This is a genomic window from Alteraurantiacibacter aestuarii, assembly GCF_009827405.1.
Lineage (GTDB): Bacteria > Pseudomonadota > Alphaproteobacteria > Sphingomonadales > Sphingomonadaceae > Alteraurantiacibacter > Alteraurantiacibacter aestuarii.
The window spans coordinates 151,669-176,912 of sequence record NZ_WTYY01000001.1; the positions used below are offsets into that span (position 1 = coordinate 151,669).

Below are 25,244 nucleotides of genomic sequence, written 5' to 3' on the forward strand. Positions count from 1 at the left end.
CCTGATTTGGTCCCGTTTGCTGTCCTAGAAGTCGACGTTCACACCCATGTAGAACCGGCGACCGATGGTGTTGTGATAGGAGCTGTAATAGCCACCCGGCAGCGTCCGGTCCCCGGCGACATCGTTCAGCAGATAGCCGGCCAGCGGCGGCGCCCGGTTGAACAGATTGTCGATGCCGAAGCGCACGTTCAGATTGTCCGCCAGCACCACGCGGGCGTTGAGGTTGAACAGATCGTAGGCCGGCACACCCGCGCGCGTGGCCGGGCCTGCATTCTGGACAGTCGAGGAATCCAGCAGCGAGGGATAATGCTGCCACTGGATGCCGATCGTTGCCGGACCAACGGAATAGCTGGCGCGGGCCAGCAGCTTCCATTCGAACGGGCTGGACTGCGTGCCGACATCGCCGCCGCCGGTGGTGCCGGTGTAATCGATCAACGGGATCACGAACTGGTCAGGCGTGGTCTTGAAGTTGATGACATAGGTGGCGTTGACATTGAGGTTGAGGCGGCCCGGTATGGGGATGCCGACCTCGTCGAACCTCAGGCCCCAGGTGATGTTGGCATCGATGCCCGAAGTCTCCACCCGGCCAAGGTTGGCATAGTTCACCTCGATCAGCTCGATATTGCCGTTCGCTTCGTCGCGGCGAATGCGCTGGCAGGCGTCGGTCACTTCATAGCCCGGGTTGAAGATGGGCGAGAAGCACTGGCGCAGAACCGAATCCGCACCCTGCAGATCGATGCCATCGGTGATGGTCACGTTGTAATAGTCGATCGCCAGGTTCAGACGGCTGAGCCAGGGGTCCTGCGATGGCGACTGGATCACGCCGCCAATGGTGTAGGACTTGGCGGTTTCCTCCTGCAACTGGCGGGCGCCCGTTTCCAGCGTCGGGACGCTGAAGCCGCGTTCCGGGAACACGCGATCCGGATCGTTGTAATAGGCATTGACCGCCTCGGACGTCATGGTCTGCTGGCACAGCGCGAGCACCTGGCTGGCATCGGGGTTGAGATCGGTGTTGGCCGAGTAATTGCCATAGCCGAACGGTTCGGTCAGCAGCGCGGGCGAACACGGATCGCCGTCGGCTGATGACCGCAGGGCCTGCGTGCGTGCGGTAAACAGTTCGCCAAGGTTTGGCGCACGGCTGGCCACCTGATAGCCGCCGCGGAACCGCAGCCAGTCAAACGGAGCATATTCACCGTTGATCTTGTAGGTGTGCACCGTGCCGACCGAACGATAGTCCGACATGCGATAGCCCAGCTCAAGGTTCAGGGCCTCCGCAAAGGGAATGTCGTTGAGGATCGGGATCAGCAATTCGCCATAGATTTCCTTGACGTTGGTCTTGCCCTGGGTGCTCGCCTGCGGGAAAATGCCGGCAGTCGTTTCATAGAATGTCGCACCTTCCACGGACGTGGCGTCGGCATGGAAATCGATCGAGTTTTCGCGATACTGGGCGCCGATTGCGAAGCGCACCTGGCCATAGGGGAGATCGTATAGTCCGCCCTCCAGATTGGCTTCGACATATTCCTGCACCACCCGGTTTTCCAGCTGCAGGTCTACAGATGTGGCCAGGCGGCAATCGTCCGAATAGGCATCGGGGTTGGTCAGCGGGCTGAGGCCGCTGGTGCAGGTGGCCGTCGCGCCATAGACGTTGTTTGCCGTGACCGCGAAGTTGCGGCCGAAGTTCGGCGCCAGCATGATCGTCCGCCAGCGCTCGACCGAGACGAAGCCGTACTGATCGGTCTTGGCAGTGGTTTCGCCGTGCGAGCCAACGATGTCCCAGTTCATGTCGGTACCGGGTATCGTGCCTTCGAAACCGGCCAACACGTTGAAGGTCTGGTTGCGGCCTTCGGTGCGGCGCCGGCCAAAGGCGGTGGGGATGGTGTTTACCCGGTAATTGGCGGTTGGCGTGGAACGGCTGTTCAGCAAGGTCGTCAGGTCCGGCGTCAGCGGATAGACCAGACGGTTGGAACAGCCACCCGTGGCCGGGCAATCCAGGCCATAGGCTCCGCCGGCAAGGAAATCGGGATGGGTATTGCCATTGCCCAGCAGTGACGATGGAATGCCGAAGGTGGCATTGCCGGTGTAAATCGCATCGTTGTAGGGGATTTCCACGCCGACACTGCCCGACATGGAGTTGTAGAAGCTGCGCGAAACGGTCTCGGTAATGGCGTAATAGCCTTGCGAGATGAAGCGCACATTGTCGGTAATCTCATACTCGCCCTTGGAATAGATCGACCAGCGATCCTGCGGGCTGGAGAGCAATTGATCGGTGAAGTTTTCGTACAGCCTGCCATCGTCCGAGATCTTGCGGAAGAAGCCGTCCAGCTCATCGTTGTAATTGACCACCACGAAGCGGTCGGACGCGGCATCATAGCCGTTCAGCCACAGCGAATTGTCATCGTTGAGATAGAGCGAGCTGGACTGTGGAACATTGGTCAGACCATCGGGAATGCCATAGACGCTGTTGTAGGCAGCCTGGCTGGGCAGTCTCCGGTTCGGGAAATCGATGAAGTTCTGCGTGACGCGGATATCCGTGCCGCCGGTTAGCGGGCTGGTGGCCAGATCGTTGTACCAGCTGCGCGCCAGGCGCTGCACCGGGTTGCGATCATAATGTTCGATGCCCAGGATCACGTTGCCGCGCCCGTCGTTCAGCGTGGCACCCACCAGGGCGGAGATGGTATATTCGAAACCGTCGCCTTCCTCGGTGATGGAGCCTTGCGCGTCGAGCGCAACACCATCGAAATTGTCCTTGAGGATGAAGTTCACCACACCGCCCACGGCGTCTGCGCCATAGGTGGAGGAAGCGCCGCCGGTGATGACCTCGACGCGCTGCACGGCGGCAGACGGGATCGAGTTGATGTCGATCACGCCAGAGCCGTTGATCGGGGTGCCGCGGCGTCCGTCGATCAGCACCAGGTTGCGGTTGGAGCCGAGCGACCGCAGGCTGACGGTCGAAATGCCCAGCGTGTTGTTGGCATTGGCCTGCAGGCCCTGTGCGTCGAACTGGGTCAGCGCCGGAGTGAACTGCGGCAATTTGTTGAGATTTGCCTCCAGGTTGACCGCCGCGGATTCCTCCAGCAGGTCCGCATCTACGGTCACGATCGGGCTGGTGGCGGAATAGTCACGGCGCGAAATGCGCGATCCGGTCACCACGATGCGGTCACTGCCTGTTGCCGACGATGCCCGGCCCGGTGCGGCTGGCGTCTGGACCGGCAGACCGTCGTCATCCTCGTCCTCGTCCGATTGCGCCGTTGCCGTTGCCGACGGGCTCTGCGCCATTGCCAGGCCGGGCGCCATGAATACGCCTGCGGTTCCCGCCAAAAGGCACAACTTGAGCGCCTTCAAATCCAGATTTCTCATTATTCCATCCCCCATTCAATTCGCGATGCTCCCACCTAGGAATCGCGATGAATTATGTTTTGAACCGGAACCTGAACGATCAGCCCTGCGCCGGACTGGTCTGGCCCGGACTGATCTGGCGTGGTTCCAATTGCCTCTGCTCGCCCTCCCACAGGTGCCACCCGGCATGCCCTTGAGAGCATGGTGGAAGCCCTGATTTTAGTTCAGATCAAAATCGTATGTATGGAAAATAGATACGTCAAGTAATCCTTTATACAACAACGTTTGCATATGCAGTTTTTGCGCTCATAAATTTCTAGATATCTGAAAATAAGTGATAAAAAATATCTTCTCCCCAAAGACCGATAACAGACTGGTCCCCGCGCTGCGCGGAAATTGGCCAACGCATGACAAAACTTCGAAATATGATTCTTCTAAATATCGGTTTTGTGATCGCAGGCGGATGCCGCCGCGATCACGCCGCAAATGGCGAAAATGCGAGGTTTTCCGCGATTGGGGCGGGGCTGTCAGTGGTGCTCGGCGGGCCTCTGGTTGACAAAATCCGCTTGACGATGGCGCAACGCACAAGCAAGCCGCTCACCTGGCCGGACCGGGCCGACTGCGATCGCAAGGCGGGGAACTGCCGGTTTCGTTGCCACAACAGCCGAAGATCCGAGGAAAATTTGCCCTACCCATCGTCGCGCAGCAGTTTTGACCTTTATCGTGAGGGAGAGATGACTCGCGATATCAGCCTGATGATCAAGATGGTCTTGATCGTCCGCGGTTTTCGGAGTCAGCTTGACGAGAAGTTGCGCAAGATCGGGCAGAGCGCGACGCGCATGGAAGTGCTGGGCGCAATCGTGAACATGCAGGGACCCAAATCCCAGAGCGACCTTGCCAAGCGGCTGCGGATCGAAGGCGCCACCGTCACGCGGATGGTGGATATGCTGAGCAAGGACGGGTTGGTGGAACGGACCGCCGATCCGCATGATCGTCGGGTCAACCTGCTGCTGGTGACCCCCAAGGGCGAGCAGGCGCTGGAACAGATCTTCGGCATCTATGACGCCATGCGCGGGCATATCCTGACCGATCTGGGCATCGAGGACATGGAGGCGATGCACGTCCTGCTCGACAAGATGATGGCGAGACTGGACAGCCCGATGGACCCGCAGGTCAGGATCGAGAGTACGGCCCCCATGGATCGCCTGACCGACTAGGCCACCCGCCGCAAGCTGTTCACCCCGTCATGCGGGCCGTTCCGCATTAAGCGAGTTTGCGTAATTACACCGTAGGCTGATCAGGCCAGATTGGCCCGTGACAACGTATTTGCGGGAAGATCACCATGCCACAGCTTATGAAAGCCGCCATCTTCATTGAGCCAGGGCGCATTGTCCTGGGCGAAAAGCCGGTACCCGATGTTGGGCCGCTCGATGCGCTGATCCGCGTAACCACCACCACCATCTGTGGCACCGATGTGCATATCCTCAAGGGTGAATATCCGGTCGAAAAGGGCCTGACCGTGGGTCATGAACCCGTGGGCGTGATCGAAAAGCTCGGCTCTGCGGTGAGCGGATATAAGGAAGGCCAGCGCGTTATTGCCGGGGCGATTACGCCTTCGGGCACGTCCTATGCTTCGCTCTGCGGCTTTCACGCCCAATGCGGCGGGCAGGTCGGTCACGGCTTCAAGCCGATGGGCGGCTGGCGTTTCGGCAACACGATTGACGGCGCGCAGGCGGAATATCTGCTGGTCCCCGATGCCATGGCCAATCTGGCCCCCGTGCCCGATGGGCTGAGCGACGAGCAGGTGCTGATGTGTCCGGATATCATGTCCACCGGCTTCAGCGGTGCGGAATCGGGCAAGGTCCGCATAGGCGATACTGTGGCGGTCTTCGCGCAGGGTCCGATCGGCCTGTGCGCCACGGCTGGTGCCTTCATGATGGGGGCAACCACGATCATCGCGGTGGAAAGCGTGCCCGCGCGCATGGCAATGGCGCGCAAGATGGGCGCCACCCATGTGGTGGATTTCAGCAAGGTCGATCCGGTGGACGAGATCCGCCGGATTACCGATGGCCGCGGGGTGGACGTTTCCATCGAGGCGCTGGGCCTGCAACAGACATTCGAAGGCGCGCTGCGGGTGCTGCGTCCGGGCGGCACGCTGTCATCGCTGGGAGTCTATTCATCGGACCTGTCGATACCGCTGGATGCCTTTTCCGCCGGGCTGGGAGACAACCGGATCGTCACTACCCTGTGTCCCGGCGGCAAGGAGCGGATGCGCCGCCTGATGGAATCGGTGGCATCCGGCCGGGTCGATACCGCCCAGCTGGTGACGCACCACTACCCCCTCGATTCAATCGAGGATGCCTATGAGCTGTTCGCGCACCAGCGTGACGGCGTGCTGAAAGTTGCGATTCGTCCCTGAAACTGACCCTGAATCCGGGCCTGAAGCCGGGCCTGTACTTGGCCCTGAATCCGGCCCTGAAGCCTATTGCGCCGCGCGCGAGGCCTCTGCCAGGCGGTCCATCACCCGCACGGGGTTTTCCGGTCCGGAATTGCGGCCGGGGATGAATTCGTTGAGGACATTGCGGCGGGTGAACATCCAGCGCCCGTCGATGCGCGCCATTTCGTCCTCATACAGGCCGTATGTGCCCATCTTCATCTCGTCACCGGGGCCGTGGTTGGCCATTTCCACCCACAGCGATCTGGCCCAGGCGCGGTCACCCTCCACGCGAATGGAGGATTGCAGGATCACATGGCGCAGCTTGGCCGCTTCGCCGTCTTCGGTGTGGTAGAACCGCCCGATCCCTTCGGAGAAATTGCTCACCGCCGTGCGGATGGCATCGCGCCCGCGCGAGACGCCGCTGGCAAATTCCAGCTCCCCATCGGGCGCGAATGTGGCGATATAGGCATCCCAGTCGAAGTAATCGATGGCGAACAGGTAGCGCGCCATCAGGTCCTCTATCTCGGCCCGGTCCTCGGCGTAGGAGCGCTGGTATTCCTGTGCGGCGGCAGGCGCGGCAATGGCGCCGAGGCCCGTTGCGGTCATGCCCGTTGCGGCTAGCGCCAGCAGGCTGTTTCTCCAGATTGTCATGTCACCCTCTCCCTTGAATTTGCCGGTCCTGCATCGGTGGACCCGTATTTGCGATCCCGCTGTTAGTGGCTGGCTTCCCAGTCCTCATTGGCGCGGGCGATCAGATAATTATGGATGGCGCCTGCCTGTTCGTCGCTCAGGACGTCGGCAAAGCTGGCCATGCCGTTTGCCGCCCGGCTGCCCCCGCGAACGATATCGAGGAAGGCGGCGTGGGTGGCGGGCGACATGTGCCGCAGGTCCTTCACCCCGCCGCGCGCGCTATTGCCGTGGCAGATCGCGCAATTGGCGCCGTACAGCTGCTCGCCCAGGGCCACGCTGGCGGCATCGCCTTCCAGCGGCGGCGGCGGGCTGAGTTCGGGCACGACGAAGCTTTCCTCCGGCATCGGGGGAAGCTCCACCGTGCCGCCCAGCTTGAACACCAGCAGGCGCGGACGGCCCAGGAACAGCTGTGAAAACTGTGCCCGTTCCACATGCGCAAGCCCGCCGCCCCAGCCGGCATTGACGGCGATATATTGCACGCCGTCGACCATATAGGTGATGGGCGCGGCAATCGGCACGTTCTGTACCGGCATCTCCCATACCTTCTCACCCGTATCGGCGCGATAGGCGGCAAAGGTGGTGCCGATGGTGCCCTGGAACACCAGATTGCCTGCGGTGGCGAGCACGCCGCCGCTGCCCTTCTGGGCATAGGGAACGCGCCAGCGCTCGGTCTGCGTCACCGGGTCCCACGCGGAAAGCCAGCCGGTGGAATGGGCATCGGCATATTCGGCGATCTGGCGGCGGATATCGTCATGGCCGGAAAAGGCCGTGCCCAGGCCCTGGCCCGGCGTGTAGGTCTCTGCCGCAGCATAGGCCATGTAGGTTTCCGTCACCGGCACATAGACCAGGCCGGTATCGGGGCTGAACGCCATCGGGTTCCAGTTATGCGCCCCGCCAGCTCCCGGCCCGACCATCACCGGGATAGTGCCATAGCGCGCCTCCGGGTTTTCAATCGGGCGGCCAGTTTCCATGTCGATGCCGGTGGCCCAGGTGATCGGGGCGATGGTTTCGGCACTGATCAGCTCCCCCGTTTCCCGGTCCAGCACGTAGAAGAAGCCGTTCTTGGGTGCTTGCATGATCACGTGGCGCAGGCGTCCCTCGATCTCCAGATCGGCCAGCACCATGTTCTGCGTGGCGGTATAATCCCATTCCTCGCCCGGAGTGGTCTGGTAGTGCCAGCGGTACTCGCCCGTCTCGGCATCCAGCGCCACGATGCTGGCGAGGTAGAGATTGTCGCCGCCTTCGGGGCTGCGGTATTTGCGCGTCCACGGCGATCCATTGCCGGTGCCGATGTAGATCAGGCCCAGCGCCGGATCATAGGACATCGAGTCCCAGACCGTGCCGCCGCCGCCCGATTTCCACCATTCGCCGCTCCATGTTTCAGCCGCGGTTTCCATCGCTTCATTCTCGAACCCGTCCGCCGGGTTGCCGGGCACGGTGTGCCAGCGCCACAACATGTCGCCGGTCTCGACATCATAGGCGGAAATATAGCCGCGCGCGCCCATTTCCGCGCCGCCATTGCCGATCAGCACCTTGCCATCATAGACGCGCGGCGCACCGGTGATGGTGTAGTTCATGGCATTGTTGACAGTGAGGACAGACCACACCACGTCGCCGGTTTTGGCATCCAGCGCGATCAGCCGCCCGTCCAGCGTGGCGAGCAATATCTTGTCATGCCAGGCGCCAAGCCCGCGCGTCACGATATCGCAGCAGGCCAGCCGCCCGAAGCGCAAGGGAACTTGCGGATCATAGCGCCACAATTGCTCACCCGTGGCGGCATCATAAGCGGTGGTGATGTTCCACGGTTCGGTGTTGTAGAGCACGCCGTCCAGCACCAGCGGAGTGGCTTCCTGCCCCCGGTCGGTGGTGAGATCGGCATACCAGGCGAGGCCCAGATCGCCGACATTATCGGCATTGATCTGGTCCATCGGGCTGAAATGCTGTTCATCCCACGTGCGCCCGGTGGAAACCCACTGGCCCGGCTCTATGTCGGTTTGCGCATCGGCCAGCGTGCAGCTGGCCAGCAAACCCATCAGCCCCGCCGCAATGGCAGCGCGCATCCCCGAAATCATGCAGCATTTGCTCCTGGAATGTCGGACGCATCGGCCCAGAAGCCGTGCACCTGACCCACGCATCTGAACGGCATCTTCACCCGTGCGACCGGCCCCGCATCCACGTCTGACGTGTCGAACAGCATCAGGTCGGATCGGCCGGCCTCTGCCATGCTGGAGCCAAGACCGATCAGGTAGCCATCGCCTTCCTCGGCATTCTTGCTGCGCGGCACGAAGGTCATTTCGGACAGTGAATAGCCCGCCACGCTGGCGATCTTGCTGGTGCCTTCGCGGTGGTCGATCAGTGCCCAGCCGCCATTGGGGCCGGTCACCTGCAAATATCCCCAGCGATAGGGCAGTGTGTGGAACCGGTCATCCTGACGGCTGAGCACGCCCTGGATTTCCGGGAAGATCGTTTCGGACTGGAAGCGGTCATTGGTGCGGCTGCCCACGTCCACGGTGAAGCGGCGGATATAGCCGGTGCCCTTCACCGGGTCCCACGGTTCATGCAGGCTGGGGAAGAAGGGGAACTGGTTGCCCTCGCCGCCGTCCCAGTCGACGGTGATCTTCGTGCCTTCGTTCCAGCCGCCCATCACGTGGGTACAGAACAGGTTGGGGCCGGTGAACCACTTCAGATCCCGCCCGTCACCGCCGCGCCGCATCACGCCCAGATATGTGGGCAGGCTGCTGTCATAGCGGAAATGCACCCCGCCGGCCGCGATCTGCGCAGCGTCGGCGGCCATGTTGGTCAGGTACAGCACGATGTAATCCTGCGTGACGCAAAAATCATGCATCATGCCGGCATAGGGCGCTGCCACCGTCACCGACCAGAAGATGTTGCCCGCGCGGTCAGCTTCGTAAACGTTGATGTCCTTGGACAGGAAGCCGGTCGCTTCATAGCCAAAGCCAATCAGTCCGCCGGTCATCGGGTCAACCTTGGGATGGGCGGTGTGGGTCTGGCTCTCCAGCTTGCCGCCGAAGGTATATTCCTCGTCCATCGTGTCCAGCGTCAGCGGGTCCATATAGACAGGCGGGCTGTCTTCCTTGAACACCAGCAGCTTGCCGTGATGCAGGAACAATTGGGTGTTGGCGGTGCCGCGGTTGAGGCCAGCCACCGATGGATCGTCCGTCGACGGGTTGCGGTACATGCCGAACAGGCTGCGGCGCGCCGCGTGCTGCGCCTTCCAGCGAGCATTCCTGGCATAGCGCGTGCGATAATCGACATGGCCATTATTGATGCGGAACATCGACACATGCCCCTCACCATCGAAGGGAATGTCGCCCGCGTATTCAGGGGACTTGGGATATTGCGGGTCAGGCCCGACACGGTAGAACACGCCGTCCAGATCGGTGGGCAGGTGGCCTTCGACTTCGCAATCGAACAGGTCCATCTCGGTGCGGTTGACCGCTCCTGCCGCGCTGCCGCCGCCGCCAAAGGCACCGCGTTCATCGGGAAAGTCCACTTGCGGAGCTGCCGAGGGCGCTTCCTGCGCCAGTGCCGTGCTGCCCGCGCCAAGCCCGATCAAGGCCGCGCCCGTGCCCAGCGTCGTTGCGCCCATGAAACCGCGCCGGTCCAGCTGCGGCCCTTTGATAATATCGCTCATGAAAATCCCTCCCGCGCGTCCATTCCCTCGCGCTGCGCCAAAATCGCCCGCCAGCGCCGGTTTGACAAGCGCAAATGCCGCCTTTGTGCGGCTTTCCGGGGTTTCTGTCTTTCTCTGCCCCGTACCTCGCCTGTCTCGGGACGTCTCTGCCTGCTTCTGCTTCAGTTTACCGGGGCAGGTTCGCGCGTTCCGCCATTGGCCACGCGCCAGTCGGCAAAGCGCGGGCTGGTTGCACGCACATAGGCAGGCACGATGGTGTTGCCTTCGTGGCAGGCATATTCGAACGGCTGGTACTCGTCGTCCCGCGTCCACGGGAAAGCCATCTTGAACCCATCGGTCAACACCACGGGGTCCGTGATCCATGCCTCGTAATAGACCTGGCCCGGCCCGGTCATGGTGAAGTGTTCGGTCACCTGCAACTGTTCGCTGGTGGGGATGGGGCGGTTGCTTGGTCCCACGATCACCATGGGAGAAAGGCCGTTGAAATGGGTCGTTTCCACAACCAGCGTATTGCCTTCCCAATGACCGCGCGAATGGCCCAGATAGGTGCGCAGGGTGCCCGGCGGCGGCGCGGCTTCACCAAGGTGGATCACCCGCGTCTCGTGAATCATCTCCAGATTGATCACCACCACGCCGGGTGCCTGGAATACTCGCAGTCCGTTATTGTAGGGGAAGGGGATCATGGTGGCGGGCAGCCCGCGCGACAGGCACCGGTCCAGCGAATTGAAATCCTGCGGGCCTTCAAAAACTTCGTTGTTCCAGCTGTCGCGCATCTGTGCGCGCAACGCCTCGCCCGCAGGCGTAAGCGGCGGCACGCGGCCATCGGCAGGCTCCACGATCAGCGATGTCTGGCGCAGCGGAACACCGCGTTCAAACCAGTTGCCGCTGCCCAGTACGCCGGCCTCGTCCTCCACGTCGGCAAGGCCCGCCAGTTCGCGCGCAGCATCCAGCGACTGGGCGTATTCCTCATCGTTCAGCAGCTTGCGAGAGCCGAAGCGGGCAGGGCGCTGCATCGGGGTGGAGCCCATGCTTTCCAGCGGATAGGTGCCGCGCAGATCGGGATCGCCCCAAGGCGTGCGCGGGGCCTGCCAATCCGCGGGCGCGGCGGGCGGCACACCCACTTCGGCTTCGGTTTGCTGTGCCAGCGCCGGCACAGGAGCCAGCAGCAAGGCGGCCAGCGCCATTTTTGCGAACGGCTTCATCGCGTTCTCTCCCCTTGATCCTGCTTTTTGCAGGTACACTATCGCAAAGCCGGTGCCTGTAAAGCCGCCGCCTATCCACAGACCCGGCACGGTCCGGTTGAAATGGATTGCCACGCAGCTTACCTCGATTGCCTACCCAGAAACACAGGCGATTCCATGACCACCCATAAAACCCGCATGCTCATCATCGGTTCGGGCCCGGCAGGCTATTCCGCCGCCATCTATGGCGCGCGCGCGGGGATGGAGCCGATTGTGGTGCAGGGCATCCAGCCCGGCGGCCAGCTGACCATCACCACCGACGTGGAGAATTACCCCGGCTTTGCCGATGTGATCCAGGGCCCGTGGCTGATGGAACAGATGCAGAAGCAGGCCGAGCATGTCGGCACGCGGATGATGTGGGATACGATCGTGGACGTGGACCTCGCCAATGGGTCACCCTTCAAGGCGATCGGTGACAGCGGCGATGAATTTATCGGCGATGTGCTGGTGATCGCCACCGGCGCGCAGGCCAAGTGGCTGGGTGTTCCGGGAGAGGAAGAGCTGGGCGGCAAGGGCGTTTCCGCCTGCGCCACCTGCGACGGGTTTTTCTATCGCGGCAAGAAAGTGGCAGTCATCGGCGGCGGCAATACCGCTGTGGAGGAAGCGCTCTACCTCACCAACCATTCCGACGATGTCACGCTGATCCACCGCCGTGACGAGCTGCGCAGCGAGAAGATCCTGCAGGACCGGCTGTTCGCGAACGAGAAGATCACCGCGCTGTGGAACAAGTCTGTCGAGCGTTTCGTGCCTGCCGAAAACGGTACTCTGGGCCATATCGAGCTGGTCGACACCGTGACCGGAGAGCGCAGCACGCTGGAAGTGGACGGCGCTTTCGTTGCCATCGGCCACGCGCCCGCGACCGAGCTGTTCAAGGGTAAATTGGAGATCGACGCGGGCGGTTACATCGTCACCCAGCCCGGCACGCCCAAGACCAATATCCCCGGCGTGTTCGCCTGCGGAGACGTGATGGACCACACCTATCGCCAGGCCGTGACGGCGGCGGGAACAGGCTGCATGGCCGCGCTGGATGCCGAGCGCTTCCTCGCCTCGCGCGCATTTGCGGACAAGGAAGCAGTGGCAGCGGAGTAGGCTGGCCGCCGGTAATCGCCTTGCTCAGCGCCTCACGGATTGCCGCTAGAGCCGCAGGCCTTCGACTATCGCCTCCATCGGGGTTGCCAGCGCCTCATAAACAAGTTCGCCAACGAACAGGGTGCCAATCACGCCGAAAGCGATCAGCGCGAGGCGCTCCAATGCCCGCCCTGCCCATTTCCAGTCACTGGGTGTCGACAGCACCAGCAGGACGCGTGGTTTCCTGTCACGTTTCACCAGATCGCGCCGCTCGCCGTTGAGACAGGTCGGCACGCCGGAAATCAGGCTCTCAATATCCGTCTCTTCGGCCAGTGCCACGCCAAAGCGGTTGCCTTTCGACCATGCCACCACGCCAATCAGAATGTGGTTATGGCGGCGGATTTCGATGTAATGGCCGCGTGGAGGCGGGTGCTCGCTTTCCGCCATAAGTCCTCTGGCGGACAGATCCTTGATCTGCACGTCGGTCCACTCGCTCTCACCGCGCAGCCGTCCGTGGAGGCGAACCTTCTTGCGCGGTGAGCGGTTCTTGAAGCCTGGGAATGAAATACGATCCTCCGCACCTGTGTGCGGGGATTGCGACAACCGGCTGAAACGTCTCCCTAAACCGGCCCTCTCGGTTAATACCTAGAGGGCGTCGCCCTGGTGCCCGTGCGCACAGGTCGTGCGCACAGGTCGGCCCGGTTCACGTCCCAATGCTGCGATCAGATTTTCAGCGCCTGCCTTGCCCAGCTGACAATTGCGCCTTGGGGCATTGCGCCCGATTGGCGGGCAATTTCCTTGCCCTTGGAGATGATCGCCAGGGTCGGGATTGAGCGGATCTGGTAGCGCCCGGCAATGGCCTGTTCGGCCTCCGTATCCAGCTTGCCCAGCCTGACATGCGGCTCCAGCTGCGCCGCCGCCGCCTCGAATGCCGGGGCCATCTGGCGGCACGGGCCGCACCAGCTGGCCCAGAAATCGATCAGCAGGGGAATGTCGCTTTTCACGCTGTGCGCCGCGAAATTGGCAGAAGTCAGCGTGACCGGATGGCCGGTGAACAGCGCGGAGTGGCACTTGCCGCATTTCCCGCCCGCACCCAGTTTCGCCGCTGGAACGCGGTTGAGCCCGGCGCAGGATGGGCAGGCAACGATTGTGGCAATCTGGCTGGTCATGGCGATCTCTCCGCTCCCCGGGCTGGTTTCTATCGAATCCTGCAGGTCATTGACAGCGCGCAACCCTATTCGTGATCGGCGCGTCCGAAGTCTGGGCGGGGGTCGTCCTGGCCCAGCGCCACGATGGAGCGGCGGATGGCGCGGGTGCGGCTGAAGGTGTCGTGCATCATCTCGCCATCACCGGCGCGGATTGCTTCGCGCATCAGGGCAAGGTCGGTCAGGAAGCGGTCGAGCATTTCCAGCACCGCGTCCTTGTTGTTGAGGAACACGTCGCGCCACATGGTGGGATCGCTGGCGGCAATGCGGGTGAAATCCCTGAAGCCGCCGGCTGAATATTTGATCACTTCGCTGCGCGTCACATCTTCCAGATCGGACGCCGTACCAACGATGGTATAGGCGATCAGATGCGGGATATGGCTGGTCACGGCGAGCACGAGATCGTGATGCTCGGCATCCATCGTCTCCACCAGCGCGCCCAGGCTTTCCCAGAAATCGACCAGCGAGGCGACCTTTTCCGCGTCTGCTCCGGCGGGCGGAGTGACGATGCACCAGCGCTGGTGGAACAATGTGGCAAAACCCGCATCCGGCCCGGAGTTTTCCGTACCCGCAACCGGATGGGCGGGAATGATCTGGTGGTTCGGCAGCGCGGCCACCAGTGCATCGGTAATGCTGCGTTTGGAGGAACCGACATCGCTGATCACCGTATCGGCGGAAAGGCCGGGTTCAATCGCGCGTGCCGCTTCGCCCATTGCGCCCACCGGCACGCACAGGATTACAAGATCGGCCCCGCGCACAGCCTCTGCGGGATCGTCAAGGACAGTATCGGCCAGCCCGCGTTCGCGCGCCCTGGCGCGGACATCGGGATCGGCATCGTAGCCGGTGGTCTTCGTGCCCGGCAGTTCGGCACGGACGGCCAGGCCGATGGAACCGCCCAGCAGGCCAAGACCGATAATGGCAACGTGCGAAAAGCTCATTGGGCGGCCTCTGCCATTTCACGCAAGGCGCGTGCAATATCATCCATTTGCTGCGCTGTCCCGATGGTTATGCGCAAGGCTTGCGGCAGGCCCTGTCCGGGCAGCCAGCGCACGGCATAGCCGCGCTGGGCCAGCCCATCGTGCGCAGCTTCTGCGGTCAGATTGCCTTCGAACAGCACCAGCAGGAAATTGGCCTCGCTGGGCACGGCGCGCAATCCGTAGTTCCCCATGGCCTCTATCGCGGTGGCAAAGCGGGCACGCTCCGCCGTGTTGTGAATGCGGGTGGAGGTCACGAAATCCTGATCGGCCACGGCAGCCGTGGTCACCGCCTGTGCGCCATTATTGATGTTGAACGGTCCGCGAATGCGGCCCAGCGCGCCGATCAGATCCGCTGCGCCATAGCCCCAGCCCACACGCTCGCCCGCCAGCCCATAGGCCTTGGCAAAGGTGCGCGTGACCAGCACGTTGGGATATTGGCCCGCCAGTTCCATGCCCCCGTCATCGTGCGCCGGATCGACATATTCGGCATAGGCCTGATCGATCACCAGCAGCACATCGGCAGGCAGGCCGGCGTGCAGACGCGCCAGTTCCGCACGCGGCAGATAGGTGCCGGTGGGATTGTTGGGATTGGCGATGAAGACCACCTTTGTGCGATCATTCACGCAGCCCAGCAGCGCATCGACATCGGTGCCGAAATCGGCATCGGGCGCTTCCACCGGGGTCGCCCCGCAACGCCGCGCGGCAATTTCATACAGCGAAAAGCCATAGCGGACATACAGCACTTCATCGCCCGGCCCGGCAAAGGCGCTGGCCGACAGGGTCAGCAATTCACCCGACCCGGTGCCGCACACGATCTGCGCCGGGTCCATGCCGTGCAGCGCGCCCAACGCCTCGCGCAAGGCGGTGGAATCGGGATCGGGGTAAAGCCACGGCACCTGCGCGTCCGCCCGCGCGGCCAGTGCCACCGGGCTGCAACCCAGCGGGTTCTCATTGGCAGAGAGTTTCACCAGCGAGCGCCCGTCCGCGCTGCGCGATTTGCCAGGCACGTAGGCATGGATGCCCGCGATCCATGGCTTCATGGCCGGGGCGCTGCTGGCGCCATGCTGTTTACTGTCCCGAGTCACGGCAGCGCCATTAGCGCCTTGCGCCCGCAATTGACAGGTAGATTGAGAGGCAGATTGACAGCATCGGCGACAAGTCCCAAGTCCGCACCGACCATGGCAACGGCATCGAACTTGACCAGCATCACGCTGGACCGTCAGTTGGCACTCGATAGCGGCAAGGCGCTCGACAATGTCGAGATCGCCTATGAAACCTATGGCGAGCTGGCGGCGGACAAGTCCAATGCCATCCTGATCTTCCACGCGCTGACGGGTGACCAGTTTGTGGCCAAGACCAATCCGCTGACCGGCAAGCCCGGCTGGTGGGAAATCATGGTCGGCCCCGGCAAGCCTATCGACACCAATCGCTATCACGTGATCTGTGCCAATGTGATCGGATCGTGCATCGGCTCCACCGGGCCTGCCTCGCTCGCGCCTGATGGCCGGCCCTATGCCATGCGTTTCCCGGTCATCACCATCCGCGACATGGTGCGCGCGCAGGTGGCGCTGCTCGATGCGCTGGGGATTGAAAGACTGCACGCCGTTGTCGGCGGATCGATGGGCGGGATGCAGGCGCTCAGCCTGGCGGCCAATTTCCCGGAGCGCACCGACCGCGTACTGGCGATTGCCACCACCGCGCGCCATTCCGCGCAAAACATCGCCTTTCATGAGGTGGGGCGGCAGGCAATCATGGCCGATCCCAACTGGAACGCGGGCGATTATTACGGCACCGGCGCCAGCCCGGACAAGGGCCTGTCCGTCGCCCGCATGGCCGCGCATATCACCTATCTTTCCGAAGCCGGCCTGACCGACAAGTTCGGCCGCCGCCTGCAGGACCGTGAGGCCAAGAGCTTTGGCTTCGATGCCGATTTCCAGGTGGAAAGCTACCTGCGCTATCAGGGCCTTTCCTTCACCGATCGCTTCGACGCCAACAGCTATCTGTATATCACCCGCGCGATGGATTATTTCGACCTGGCGGAGGAGCACGGCGGCGCAAGTTCTTCAGGCAGCCTGGCCGATGCCTTCAGGGGCGCAGGCGACACGCGCTTCTGCGTGGTCAGCTTCGATACGGACTGGCTGTACCCCACGTCCGAAAGCCGCAACATCGTCCACGCGCTCAACGCCGTGGCCGCGCCGGTCAGCTTTGTGGAGCTGTCCGCGCCATACGGGCATGACAGCTTCCTGCTGGAATGTCCGGCGCTGGACCGCGTGGTGAAGGGCTTTATCGGATGAGCGAACTGCCTGCTGGCTATGAATTGACCGATGACCAGTCGCGCATCGATGTGGAGGCAACCCATGCCTATCTCGCGCGCTCCTATTGGGCGAAGGGGATTCCGCTGGAAACCGTTCGCCGCGCGCTGGCCAACAGCCTGTGCGTGGCGGTGCGGCACGCGGATGCGCAGGTGGGCTTTGCCCGGGTCATCACCGATTATGCAACTTTCGCCTGGCTGGCCGATGTCCATGTGCTGGAAGACCATCGTGGGCGGGGCCTGTCAAAGGTGATGGTGACAGCCTTGCAGGACCATCCGCTGTTGCAGGGCCTGCGCCGCTGGGGCCTGCACACGCTGGATGCGCAAGACCTGTATGCGCAGCTTGGCTGGCGCTTGCAGGCGAACCCGGGCCGCATGATGGAACGGGTCTTCACCGATCTGTATCCGGTGCCGGCATGAGCGAACTGCGCCCGGACCTCGCCAAGATTGCCAGCCTGGTTCCGCCGGGCGCGCGCGTGCTCGATGTCGGCTGCGGTGAGGGAGACCTGATGGATGTGCTGCGCCTGCAACGCCAGGTGGACGCGCGCGGCATGGAGATCGATGGCGAGCTGGTGGAGAAATGCGTCAGCCGCGGCCTCAGCGTGGTGCAGGGCGATGCCGATCGCGATCTGGCCGACTATCCCGATCACGCCTTTGACGTGGCGATCCTGAGCCAGACCTTGCAGACGGCGGAGCGGCCCGATTACCTGCTCGACCAGCTGCTGCGCATCGGCCAGACGGCCTTCGTCAGCTTCCCCAATTTCGCCTATTGGCGGATGCGCTTCGCGCTATTGTTCCACGGCCGCATGCCGGTGACGCGTCACCTGCCCGTCAGCTGGTATGAAACGCAGAACATCCACCACGTGACCGTCGACGATTTCCGCCAGCTGATCGCCGACAAGGGTGTGACGGTGGAAGGATGCTGGTTCTTCGCCGGAGGGCGAGAGATTGGCGGCGGTAATGCGAACTGGCGCGCGGAACATGCGGTTTTTCAGTTGAGCCGGTAGCCGCTGACCGAACGTCATGCTGAAACGAGTTCAACATGACGAAGTGCGGGAGTACGCTGCTAGCCAACCTCATTCACACAAATCACACTGTCATCGCGCGCCAGGCACCACAGGCTCAGTCCCGCCGCCTTGGCCCGCTCCGCCGCCATGCTGGTGGGCAGCGAGATGGTGACCAGCGTGTGCGCTCCGGCGCGGACGGCCTTTTCGACGATTTCGTAGGAGCAGCGGGCGCTGGAAAGGATGAAGCCGTCTGCCGCGCTTTGTCCCGCCGTGGCCAGAGCGCCGATCAGCTTGTCCATCGCATTGTGGCGGCCCACGTCCTCGCGCGCTGTCAGGATGGTGCCATCGGGCGTGCAGAAGGCAGCCGCATGGGCGGCGCCGGTGGCCTTGGTCAGTGGCTGGTGATCGCGCAATTTGGATAGCGCGGCGAAGATCGCCTGCGGGTCGAGCGCCTTGTGTGCGGGGACCTGGGGCAGTGGCCTGCCCACCGCCTCCAGGTTCTCAATCCCGCACAGGCCGCAGCTGCTTTCCGCCACACGGGTGCGCACGCGTTCGGTGAGCTTTTCGATGCCGAGGCCGGACAATTGCGCGCGGCAGATCCAGCCTGCGTCCACTTCCACCACGTCAAGATCGGTTACGTCTGCGGCGGACTGCGCCAGCCCTTCGGTCAGCGCGAAGCCCAGCGCGAAATCGGCCAGGTCACTCGGGCTGGCCATCATCACCGCATAGGACAGGCCGTTATATTCCAGCGCCACCGGCACTTCGGGCACAAAGCTGCGCGCGACGGGGTGGCAATGGCCATCCCTGGTGTATTCAACCGGCTCAGCCGGCGTCGGAATGGCCAACCTCGTCAACCTTGTTGAACTGGGTCGCGCGGGTCTGCGGTGCCGGATCGGCTCCGCGTGCCAGCTTCTCGATCGCAAGACCGGCAATGGCGGACAGCGCGCTGCGATCATCGGCGAAGATCTGCGCCTTCATCCGGGGGTCCCAGAACTTGTTGATGTGATCGGCGGTGGCCAGCACGGCATTGTCATGGCCGATGGCGGCGAAATTCGTCGCGATCTGGTCGGCCATGCGGCGCAGCTTGTTGATGTCCATTACTCGGCTGGCTCCAGTTCTTCGCGGCCCGGTTCATTCGCTATCCGGCGCGCCATCGCGGTCAGATCGGCATACTCTTCCTGCCATTCGCTGGGGCCGTTGGACGGCGTGACCTGTACGGCGGTGACTTTGTATTCAGGGCAGTTGGTGGCCCAGTCGGAATTGTCCGTGGTCACCACGTTGGCCTGCGTATCGGGGTGGTGGAAGGTGGTATAGACCACGCCCGGTGCCACGCGATCCGTCACCTGCACGCGCAGTGTGGTTTCACCCGCACGGCTGGCCAGGCGCGCAAAGCTGCCATCGGCAAGCCCGCGATTTTCGGCATCGGTGGGGTGAATTTCCAGCACATCTTCGCTGTGCCAGATATTGTTGCCGGTGCGCCGTGTCTGCGCGCCGACGTTGTACTGGGACAGGATGCGGCCGGTAGTCAGCAGCAGCGGGAAGCGCGGGCCGGTCTTCTCATCAGTCGGCACATATTCGGTGACGACGAACTTGCCCTTGCCGCGCACGAAGCCGTCCACATGCATGATCGGGCTGCCCTGCGGCGCCTTGTCATTGACCGGCCACTGCAGCGGCTCTCCACTGGTGACGCGTGCCCAGTTCACACCTGCAAACGTGGGCGTAAGGCGGGCAATCTCGTCCAGAATCTGGCTGGCGTGGGTGTAAGTCCAGTCACAGCCAATGGCATTGGCGAGCAGCTGGGTCACTTCCCAGTCCTCATAGCCATTGGCCGGTTCCATCACCTTTCGCACCGGCTGGATGCGACGTTCGGCATTGGTGAAGGTGCCTTCCTTTTCCAGGAAGGTGGAACCCGGCAGGAAGACATGCGCGTAATTGGCTGTCTCGTTCAGGAAAAGGTCGTGCACGATCACGCAATCCATCGCGGCAAGGCCGGCGGACACGTGATGCGTATCGGGATCGGACTGCAAGATGTCCTCACCCTGGATGTAGATCGCCTTGAAGCTGCCATCGACCGCAGCATCCAGCATGTTGGGAATGCGCAGGCCGGGCTCGGGATCGAGGATTACGCCCCAATCGTTCTCGAACAGCTCACGCACTTCCTGGCCGGCGATGTGGCGATAGCCGGGCAGTTCGTGCGGGAAGCTGCCCATGTCGCAGGCGCCCTGCACGTTGTTCTGGCCGCGCAGCGGGTTCACGCCCACGCCGGACCGGCCGATATTGCCGGTCACCATGGCAAGATTGGCAATCGCCATCACGGTGGAAGAGCCTTGCGAATGCTCGGTCACGCCCAGGCCGTAATAGATCGCGCCATTGCCGCCGGTGGCGAACAGGCGGGCGGCTTCGCGCACGATGTGTGCGGGAACCTTGGTCACCGCCTCGAGGAATTCGGGGCTGTGCTTTTCGTCAGCAACGAAACGCGCCCAGTCCTGATATTCGTCCCAGTCGCAGCGCTCGCGGATGAAGTCTTCTGCGGCGAGGCCTTCGGTCACGATCACATGCGCGATGCTGGTCAGCACGGCGACATTGGTGCCCGGCTGCAGCGGCAGATGGTGCGCCGCTTCAATATGCGGGCTCTTCACCAGATCGATGCGGCGCGGATCGACCACGATCATCTTGGCACCCTGACGCAGGCGCTTCTTGATGCGGCTGCCGAACACGGGATGTGCATCCGTGGGGTTGGCGCCGATCACCAGAAACACATCGGTGTCCATCGCGGAATCGAAATCCTGCGTTCCGGCGCTGGTGCCGAACGTCGTCGACAGGCCATAGCCGGTGGGCGAGTGGCACACACGGGCGCAGGTATCGACGTTGTTTGCGCCAAAACCGGCGCGGATCAGCTTCTGCACCAGGAAGGTTTCTTCATTGGTGCAACGGCTGGAGGTGATGCCGCCCAGCGCGCGCGCGCCGTGCTCGGCCTTGATGGCCGTGATCTTGTCGGCAGAGAACTGGATCGCCTCTTCCCAGCTGACTTCCTGCCACGGGTCCGAGATATTCTCACGGATCATCGGCTTGGTGATGCGGTCCTTGTGGTTGGCATAGCCCCAAGCGAAACGGCCCTTCACGCAGGAATGGCCGTGGTTGGCCTTGCCGTCCTTCCACGGAACCATGCGCACCAGCTGCTCACCGCGCATTTCGGCGCGGAACGTGCAGCCAACGCCGCAATAGGCGCAGGTGGTGACGACGGCGCGTTCCGGCGTGCCGATTTCCTTGACGCTCTTTTCCTGCAGCGTGGCGGTGGGGCAGGCCTGCACGCAGGCACCGCAGCTGACGCATTCGCTGGACAGGAAATCATCGGTGGTCTGGCCGGCGGAAATCATGCTGGCAAAGCCGCGGCCGTCCACGGTCAGTGCGAAAGTGCCCTGCACCTCGTCACACGCGCGAACGCAGCGTGAGCAGACGATGCACTTGCTGGGATCGAAGGTGAAATAGGGGTTGGACGTGTCCGCCTTCTTGGAAAGGTGGTTCGCCCCTTCATAGCCATAACGCACATCGCGCAGGCCGACATTGGCGGCCTGGTCCTGCAGTTCGCAATCATTGTTGGCCGAGCAGGTCAGGCAATCGAGCGGGTGATCGGAGATATACAGCTCCATCACGCCCTTGCGCAGCTTCTGCAGGCGCGGGGTCTGGGTCTTGACGACCATGCCCTGGGCGGCGGGGGTGGTGCAGCTGGCGGGAGTTCCGCGCGCACCTTCGATTTCCACCAGGCACAGACGGCACGAGCCGAAGCTCTTCACATTGTCCGTGGCGCACAGTTTGGGAATGTCGCCGCCCGATTCGGCAGCCGCGCGCATCACGCTGGTACCGGCAGGAACGGTGATCTCGCGGCCATCAATGGTCAGCGTAACCGTTTCGTCGGACTTGACCTCGGGTGTCCCGAAATCCTTCTGGCGTTCAAATCCCATCGTTCTGCTCCATCGCGGCCAAATCGGCCGGGGTGTTTATATTTGCCGGTGTTGACGCGGTCTTCACGGCCCGCGCGTTCACGGACTTTGCGAAGGCAATCATCGAATGGCGTCCTTCACTCTGGAGGATGGCCTCGACTGCGCCTGCGTTATCAGTCTTCCAATGGCCGATAACCGGTTGTGTTTCAAGATATGCCGGAGCCGGTGAAAGATCCGACAACAAATCTTGCGGTAATGCGACAGAATCAACCCCGCAGGTGAGGATTCCATCATAATCATGCTTGTGCGCGTGTCTCAGGCCTGCGGCAATACCGCCCAACGGCCCCATTCCGGCGCGCGGCCAGTCCGGGATGCATGCGGTATTGCCCGTTTCCGGGCCTGAGTCGCGCCCGGCGATCACCACCTTGTCGCACCATGCGGACAGCGCATCCACCGCGCGGGCGATCAGCGTGCGGCCATCCAGATGCGCCACGGCCTTGTCGCTGCCGAAACGGGTGGACAAGCCACCTGCAAGGACAACGCCCAGGATCATTACTTGGCCGCGTCCAGCGCGTTGGCGATGGCCGCGGGATCGCCCACGAAGTCTTCCGGCCAGTTGCGCAGCGCGGACATCACCGGATAGGGGGTGAAGCCGCCCAGTGCACACAGAGAGCCGAACTTCATCGTCTCGCACAGATCGGTCAGCAGGCCGATTTCCTCAGCAGCGCTGCGGCCTTCGTTCTTGGGTGCATTGTGGATCTGCGGGGTCATCTCGACACCGTCGCGCTTGCGCCCGCCGGAGCGGATACGCTCGATGATTTCCTGCCCGCGCACTGCGCCAATGCGGCACGGCGTGCACTTGCCGCAGCTTTCGGCAGAACAGAATTCCATCGCGAAATGGGCCATCTCGCCCATGTCTGCGGTGTCATCGAACACGGTCACACCGGCATGGCCGATCAGCGCGTCGGCTGCGGTAAAGGCCTCGTAATCGAAGGGAATGTCGAACTGGTCAGGGTGGATATACGCGCCCAGCGGGCCGCCAACCTGCACCGCCTTGACCGGGCGGCCACTGGCCGTGCCGCCGCCAATATCGTTGACGAGCTCGCCCAGGGTGATGCCGAACGCCACTTCGTACAGGCCGCCATGCTTGATGTTACCGGCCAGCTGGATCGGCATGGTGCCCTTTGACCGGCCCATCCCGCGCTCCGCATAAGAGGCAGCGCCGCCCTGCATCAGGATATGCGGCACGGCAGCCAGGCTGAGCACGTTGTTGACCACGGTCGGGCGGCCAAGGAAGCCTTCCAGCGCGGGCAGTGGCGGCTTGGCGCGCACTTCGCCGCGCTTGCCTTCCAGCGAGTTGAGCAGCGAGGTTTCCTCACCGCAGACATAGGCACCCGCGCCCACGCGCACTTCGCATTTGAACGGGGCGATGATGTCAGCACACAGCTTCAGCGCCGCATTCAGCTTGCGGATCGCGTCGGGATATTCGCTGCGCAGGTAGATATAGCCCTGGTCCGCGCCGACGGCTTCACCGGCAATCGCCATGCCTTCGATCAGGGCGAACGGATCGCCTTCCATCGCCATGCGATCGGCAAAGGTGCCGCTGTCGCCTTCGTCGGCATTGCAGACGATGTATTTCTTGGGTCCCGGTGCGCCCAGAACGGTCTTCCACTTGATGCCGGTGGGGAAGCCCGCACCGCCACGGCCACGCAGGCCCGATGCGGTCACTTCCTCGACGATCCTTTCGGCGCCGATCTGGCGGGCGCGCGTCAGGCCGCTCCAGCCGCCGCTGGCTTCGTAATCTTCCAGCGAAAGCGGACGGGTCTTGCCCGCGCGGGCAAAGGTCAGCCGCGTCTGGCCGGTGATGAAGGGATGGGCGGCGATCGGGCCGACGCAGATATCATCCGCGCCGCCATCGGCAATCTCGTCAACACGGCTGAGCGTGACAGGGCCCCAGCCGATGCCGTTGATCTCTACCAGAGGCTCAAGCCAGTGCATGCCCCAGCTGGACGTGCGGTGCACTTCAAAGCCCTTCTTCTCGAAAGCGGAGGCCAGCGCATCGGCGCCGCCAGCGCGGGCGAGGGCATCGTCGGAAATCTTGATAATGGTCATGCGTTTTCGATCAGTTTGCTGACCGACTGGTTGTCCAGCCGGATATGGAGGTCATCGCCCACGCGCGCGGCGGGGCCGGCGCTGCACAGGCCGAGGCAATAGACGGTCTTGATCGCCACCCGCTCACCCGCGGCGGCCTTGGCGGCATCGATAATCTGCTCGACGCCGCGCGCCTTGCACGCCTCTGCACGGCAGATCTGAACCACCGGGCGCGGATCGGCTGTGGGCGAATAATCGTGATAGAAGCTGACCACGCCGTGCACATCGGCGCGCGACAGGTTCAGCCCCTTGGCGATGATCGCTTCGGATTCCGTATCAACGCAGCCGAATTCTTCCTGCACATCGTGCAAGATCGGCAGAAGCGGGCCTTCGCGGCGATGATGTTCGGCAATGATCTCACCGATCTTGTGTTCTTTGCTGCTCACGCTTTGAGCCTTTCAGCATGCCAGGCGATATGATCGCCGATGAATGTAGAGACGAAGAAATAGGAATGGTCATAGCCTTCCTGCAGGCGGATGGTGGCGTTCATGCCCGCCTTGCGGACGGCCTCCTCCAGCAGGTGGGTCTTGAGCTGTTCCTCAAGGAAATTGTCGGCGTGACCCTGATCGACCAGCAGTTCAGGCAGGCGCGCACCGTCTTCGATCAGCGCGCAGGCATCATATTCGCGCCATGCGGACTTGTCGTCACCGATATAGCCGCCAAGCGCCTTCTGGCCCCACGGGCAGTGGATCGGGCTGACGATGGGAGAAAAGGCGCTGGTGGACCTGTATTTACCCGGATTGCGCAGCGAAATGGTCAGCGCGCCGTGTCCGCCCATGGAATGGCCGGTGATGCCCTGCCGGTCCATATCGACCGGGAAGTGCTTCGCGATGACCTGCGGCAGTTCGTGCTCGACATACTGGCGCATCTGGAAATTCTTGGCCCACGGCTCCTGCACGGCGTTGACGTAAAAGCCCGCGCCCTTGCCGAAATCATAGCCTTCGTCGTCGGGCACATCGTCACCGCGCGGGGACGTGTCCGGCGCAACAAGGATGATCCCGTGCTCGGCGCAATAACGACGATATTCGCCCTTATCCATCACGTTGGCATGGGTGCAGGTGAGGCCGGAAAGATACCACAGCACGGGCAGTTTCGTGCCTGCCACATGTTCGGGCACATAGACGGCAAAGGTCATCGGCGTGCCGGTCGCTTCGCTGTCATGCGAATAGACGCCCTGCGTGCCGCCGAATGACCGTGCTTCACTGACCGTTTCGAGTGTCATTGC

At 62.8% G+C, this 25,244-nt stretch carries 23 protein-coding genes; 6 read left to right on the plus strand and 17 right to left on the minus strand.

Features of this window, described 5'->3' with window-relative positions; translation table 11 throughout:
• Positions 1-24: 24 nt before the first annotated feature.
• A complete protein-coding gene (locus tag GRI32_RS00690; RefSeq protein ID WP_160589216.1) occupies positions 25-3,357 on the minus strand; it encodes a TonB-dependent receptor domain-containing protein in 3,333 nt (1,110 codons plus the stop codon).
• 713 nt (positions 3,358-4,070) lie between these two features.
• On the opposite strand from GRI32_RS00690, the gene GRI32_RS00695 reads away from it, so the two are divergent.
• Both GRI32_RS00695 and GRI32_RS00700 read left to right on the plus strand, forming a co-directional pair.
• Positions 4,071-4,553, plus strand: coding sequence for a MarR family winged helix-turn-helix transcriptional regulator (locus GRI32_RS00695; RefSeq protein ID WP_160589217.1), 483 nt, complete (start codon positions 4,071-4,073; stop codon positions 4,551-4,553).
• A gap of 125 nt (positions 4,554-4,678) precedes the next feature.
• Entirely contained in the window at positions 4,679-5,755 is a 1,077-nt protein-coding gene (locus tag GRI32_RS00700; RefSeq protein WP_160589218.1) for an NAD(P)-dependent alcohol dehydrogenase, read from the plus strand.
• A 63-nt stretch (positions 5,756-5,818) separates the two neighbouring features.
• Here GRI32_RS00700 and GRI32_RS00705 read toward each other — a convergent pair whose 3' ends face one another.
• From GRI32_RS00705 to GRI32_RS00720, 4 genes are all read right to left on the minus strand, one after another.
• Positions 5,819-6,424, minus strand: a complete 606-nt coding sequence (locus GRI32_RS00705) for a nuclear transport factor 2 family protein (RefSeq protein WP_160589219.1) — start codon at positions 6,422-6,424, stop codon at positions 5,819-5,821.
• Between the two features lie 62 nt (positions 6,425-6,486).
• Positions 6,487-8,535: a PQQ-dependent dehydrogenase, methanol/ethanol family gene (locus GRI32_RS00710; RefSeq protein WP_160589220.1), complete on the minus strand. Its 2,049-nt coding sequence runs from the start codon at positions 8,533-8,535 to the stop codon at positions 6,487-6,489.
• Positions 8,532-10,118: a carotenoid oxygenase family protein gene (locus GRI32_RS00715; RefSeq protein ID WP_160589221.1), complete on the minus strand. Its 1,587-nt coding sequence runs from the start codon at positions 10,116-10,118 to the stop codon at positions 8,532-8,534. The genes GRI32_RS00710 and GRI32_RS00715 overlap by 4 nt, the downstream gene beginning before the upstream one ends.
• A 161-nt stretch (positions 10,119-10,279) precedes the next feature.
• Positions 10,280-11,320 carry a hypothetical protein gene (locus GRI32_RS00720; RefSeq protein WP_160589222.1) on the minus strand — a complete coding sequence of 347 codons (1,041 nt, stop codon included), beginning with the start codon at positions 11,318-11,320 and terminating at the stop codon, positions 10,280-10,282.
• A 156-nt stretch (positions 11,321-11,476) separates the two neighbouring features.
• On the opposite strand from GRI32_RS00720, the gene trxB reads away from it, so the two are divergent.
• Positions 11,477-12,448 (plus strand): thioredoxin-disulfide reductase, encoded by a 972-nt coding sequence (gene trxB / locus GRI32_RS00725; RefSeq protein ID WP_160589223.1) that lies wholly within the window; start codon positions 11,477-11,479, stop codon positions 12,446-12,448.
• A gap of 45 nt (positions 12,449-12,493) precedes the next feature.
• Here trxB and GRI32_RS00730 read toward each other — a convergent pair whose 3' ends face one another.
• The 5 genes from GRI32_RS00730 to GRI32_RS10825 form a co-directional block, all read right to left on the minus strand.
• Complete coding sequence (locus GRI32_RS00730) at positions 12,494-13,030, minus strand: PilZ domain-containing protein (RefSeq protein WP_160589224.1); 537 nt, start codon at positions 13,028-13,030, stop codon at positions 12,494-12,496.
• Between the two features lie 119 nt (positions 13,031-13,149).
• A complete protein-coding gene (gene trxC, locus GRI32_RS00735) occupies positions 13,150-13,596 on the minus strand; it encodes a thioredoxin TrxC (protein ID WP_160589225.1) in 447 nt (148 codons plus the stop codon).
• A 65-nt stretch (positions 13,597-13,661) separates the two neighbouring features.
• Complete coding sequence (locus GRI32_RS00740; protein ID WP_160589226.1) at positions 13,662-14,570, minus strand: prephenate/arogenate dehydrogenase family protein; 909 nt, start codon at positions 14,568-14,570, stop codon at positions 13,662-13,664.
• Entirely contained in the window at positions 14,567-15,649 is a 1,083-nt protein-coding gene (locus GRI32_RS00745; RefSeq protein ID WP_160589227.1) for a pyridoxal phosphate-dependent aminotransferase, read from the minus strand. Before GRI32_RS00745 ends, GRI32_RS00740 begins: the two co-directional genes overlap by 4 nt.
• A 41-nt stretch (positions 15,650-15,690) precedes the next feature.
• The gene (locus GRI32_RS10825; RefSeq protein WP_272916776.1) at positions 15,691-15,816 is read right to left on the minus strand and encodes a hypothetical protein; all 126 of its coding nucleotides are present in this window, start codon (positions 15,814-15,816) and stop codon (positions 15,691-15,693) included.
• Between GRI32_RS10825 and metX the strand changes: the two genes are divergently transcribed.
• From metX to metW, 3 genes are read left to right on the plus strand one after another with little or no spacing between them, the layout of a single operon-like run.
• Positions 15,788-16,903 carry a homoserine O-acetyltransferase MetX gene (metX, locus tag GRI32_RS00750; protein WP_160589228.1) on the plus strand — a complete coding sequence of 372 codons (1,116 nt, stop codon included), beginning with the start codon at positions 15,788-15,790 and terminating at the stop codon, positions 16,901-16,903. The two genes, GRI32_RS10825 and metX, sit on opposite strands and share 29 nt — an antisense overlap.
• Positions 16,900-17,340: a GNAT family N-acetyltransferase gene (locus GRI32_RS00755; protein ID WP_202385877.1), complete on the plus strand. Its 441-nt coding sequence runs from the start codon at positions 16,900-16,902 to the stop codon at positions 17,338-17,340. Before metX ends, GRI32_RS00755 begins: the two co-directional genes overlap by 4 nt.
• Positions 17,337-17,927 (plus strand): methionine biosynthesis protein MetW, encoded by a 591-nt coding sequence (gene metW, locus GRI32_RS00760; protein WP_160589229.1) that lies wholly within the window; start codon positions 17,337-17,339, stop codon positions 17,925-17,927. Before GRI32_RS00755 ends, metW begins: the two co-directional genes overlap by 4 nt.
• Positions 17,928-17,986: 59 nt before the next feature.
• Here the strand turns inward: metW and fdhD are convergent, their stop codons facing one another.
• From fdhD to fghA, 7 genes are read right to left on the minus strand one after another with little or no spacing between them, the layout of a single operon-like run.
• Positions 17,987-18,772, minus strand: a complete 786-nt coding sequence (gene fdhD / locus GRI32_RS00765) for a formate dehydrogenase accessory sulfurtransferase FdhD (RefSeq protein WP_202385913.1) — start codon at positions 18,770-18,772, stop codon at positions 17,987-17,989.
• Positions 18,750-19,025 carry a formate dehydrogenase subunit delta gene (locus tag GRI32_RS00770; RefSeq protein ID WP_237437298.1) on the minus strand — a complete coding sequence of 92 codons (276 nt, stop codon included), beginning with the start codon at positions 19,023-19,025 and terminating at the stop codon, positions 18,750-18,752. The genes fdhD and GRI32_RS00770 overlap by 23 nt, the downstream gene beginning before the upstream one ends.
• A complete protein-coding gene (fdhF, locus tag GRI32_RS00775) occupies positions 19,025-21,889 on the minus strand; it encodes a formate dehydrogenase subunit alpha (RefSeq protein WP_160589231.1) in 2,865 nt (954 codons plus the stop codon). Before fdhF ends, GRI32_RS00770 begins: the two co-directional genes overlap by 1 nt.
• Positions 21,879-22,421 (minus strand): molybdenum cofactor guanylyltransferase, encoded by a 543-nt coding sequence (gene mobA / locus GRI32_RS00780; protein ID WP_160589232.1) that lies wholly within the window; start codon positions 22,419-22,421, stop codon positions 21,879-21,881. The genes fdhF and mobA overlap by 11 nt, the downstream gene beginning before the upstream one ends.
• Positions 22,421-23,980, minus strand: a complete 1,560-nt coding sequence (locus tag GRI32_RS00785) for an NADH-ubiquinone oxidoreductase-F iron-sulfur binding region domain-containing protein (RefSeq protein WP_160589233.1) — start codon at positions 23,978-23,980, stop codon at positions 22,421-22,423. Before GRI32_RS00785 ends, mobA begins: the two co-directional genes overlap by 1 nt.
• The gene (locus GRI32_RS00790) at positions 23,977-24,405 is read right to left on the minus strand and encodes an NAD(P)H-dependent oxidoreductase subunit E (RefSeq protein WP_160589234.1); all 429 of its coding nucleotides are present in this window, start codon (positions 24,403-24,405) and stop codon (positions 23,977-23,979) included. The genes GRI32_RS00785 and GRI32_RS00790 overlap by 4 nt, the downstream gene beginning before the upstream one ends.
• The gene (gene fghA, locus GRI32_RS00795) at positions 24,402-25,241 is read right to left on the minus strand and encodes an S-formylglutathione hydrolase (protein WP_160589235.1); all 840 of its coding nucleotides are present in this window, start codon (positions 25,239-25,241) and stop codon (positions 24,402-24,404) included. Before fghA ends, GRI32_RS00790 begins: the two co-directional genes overlap by 4 nt.
• Positions 25,242-25,244 lie beyond the last annotated feature (3 nt).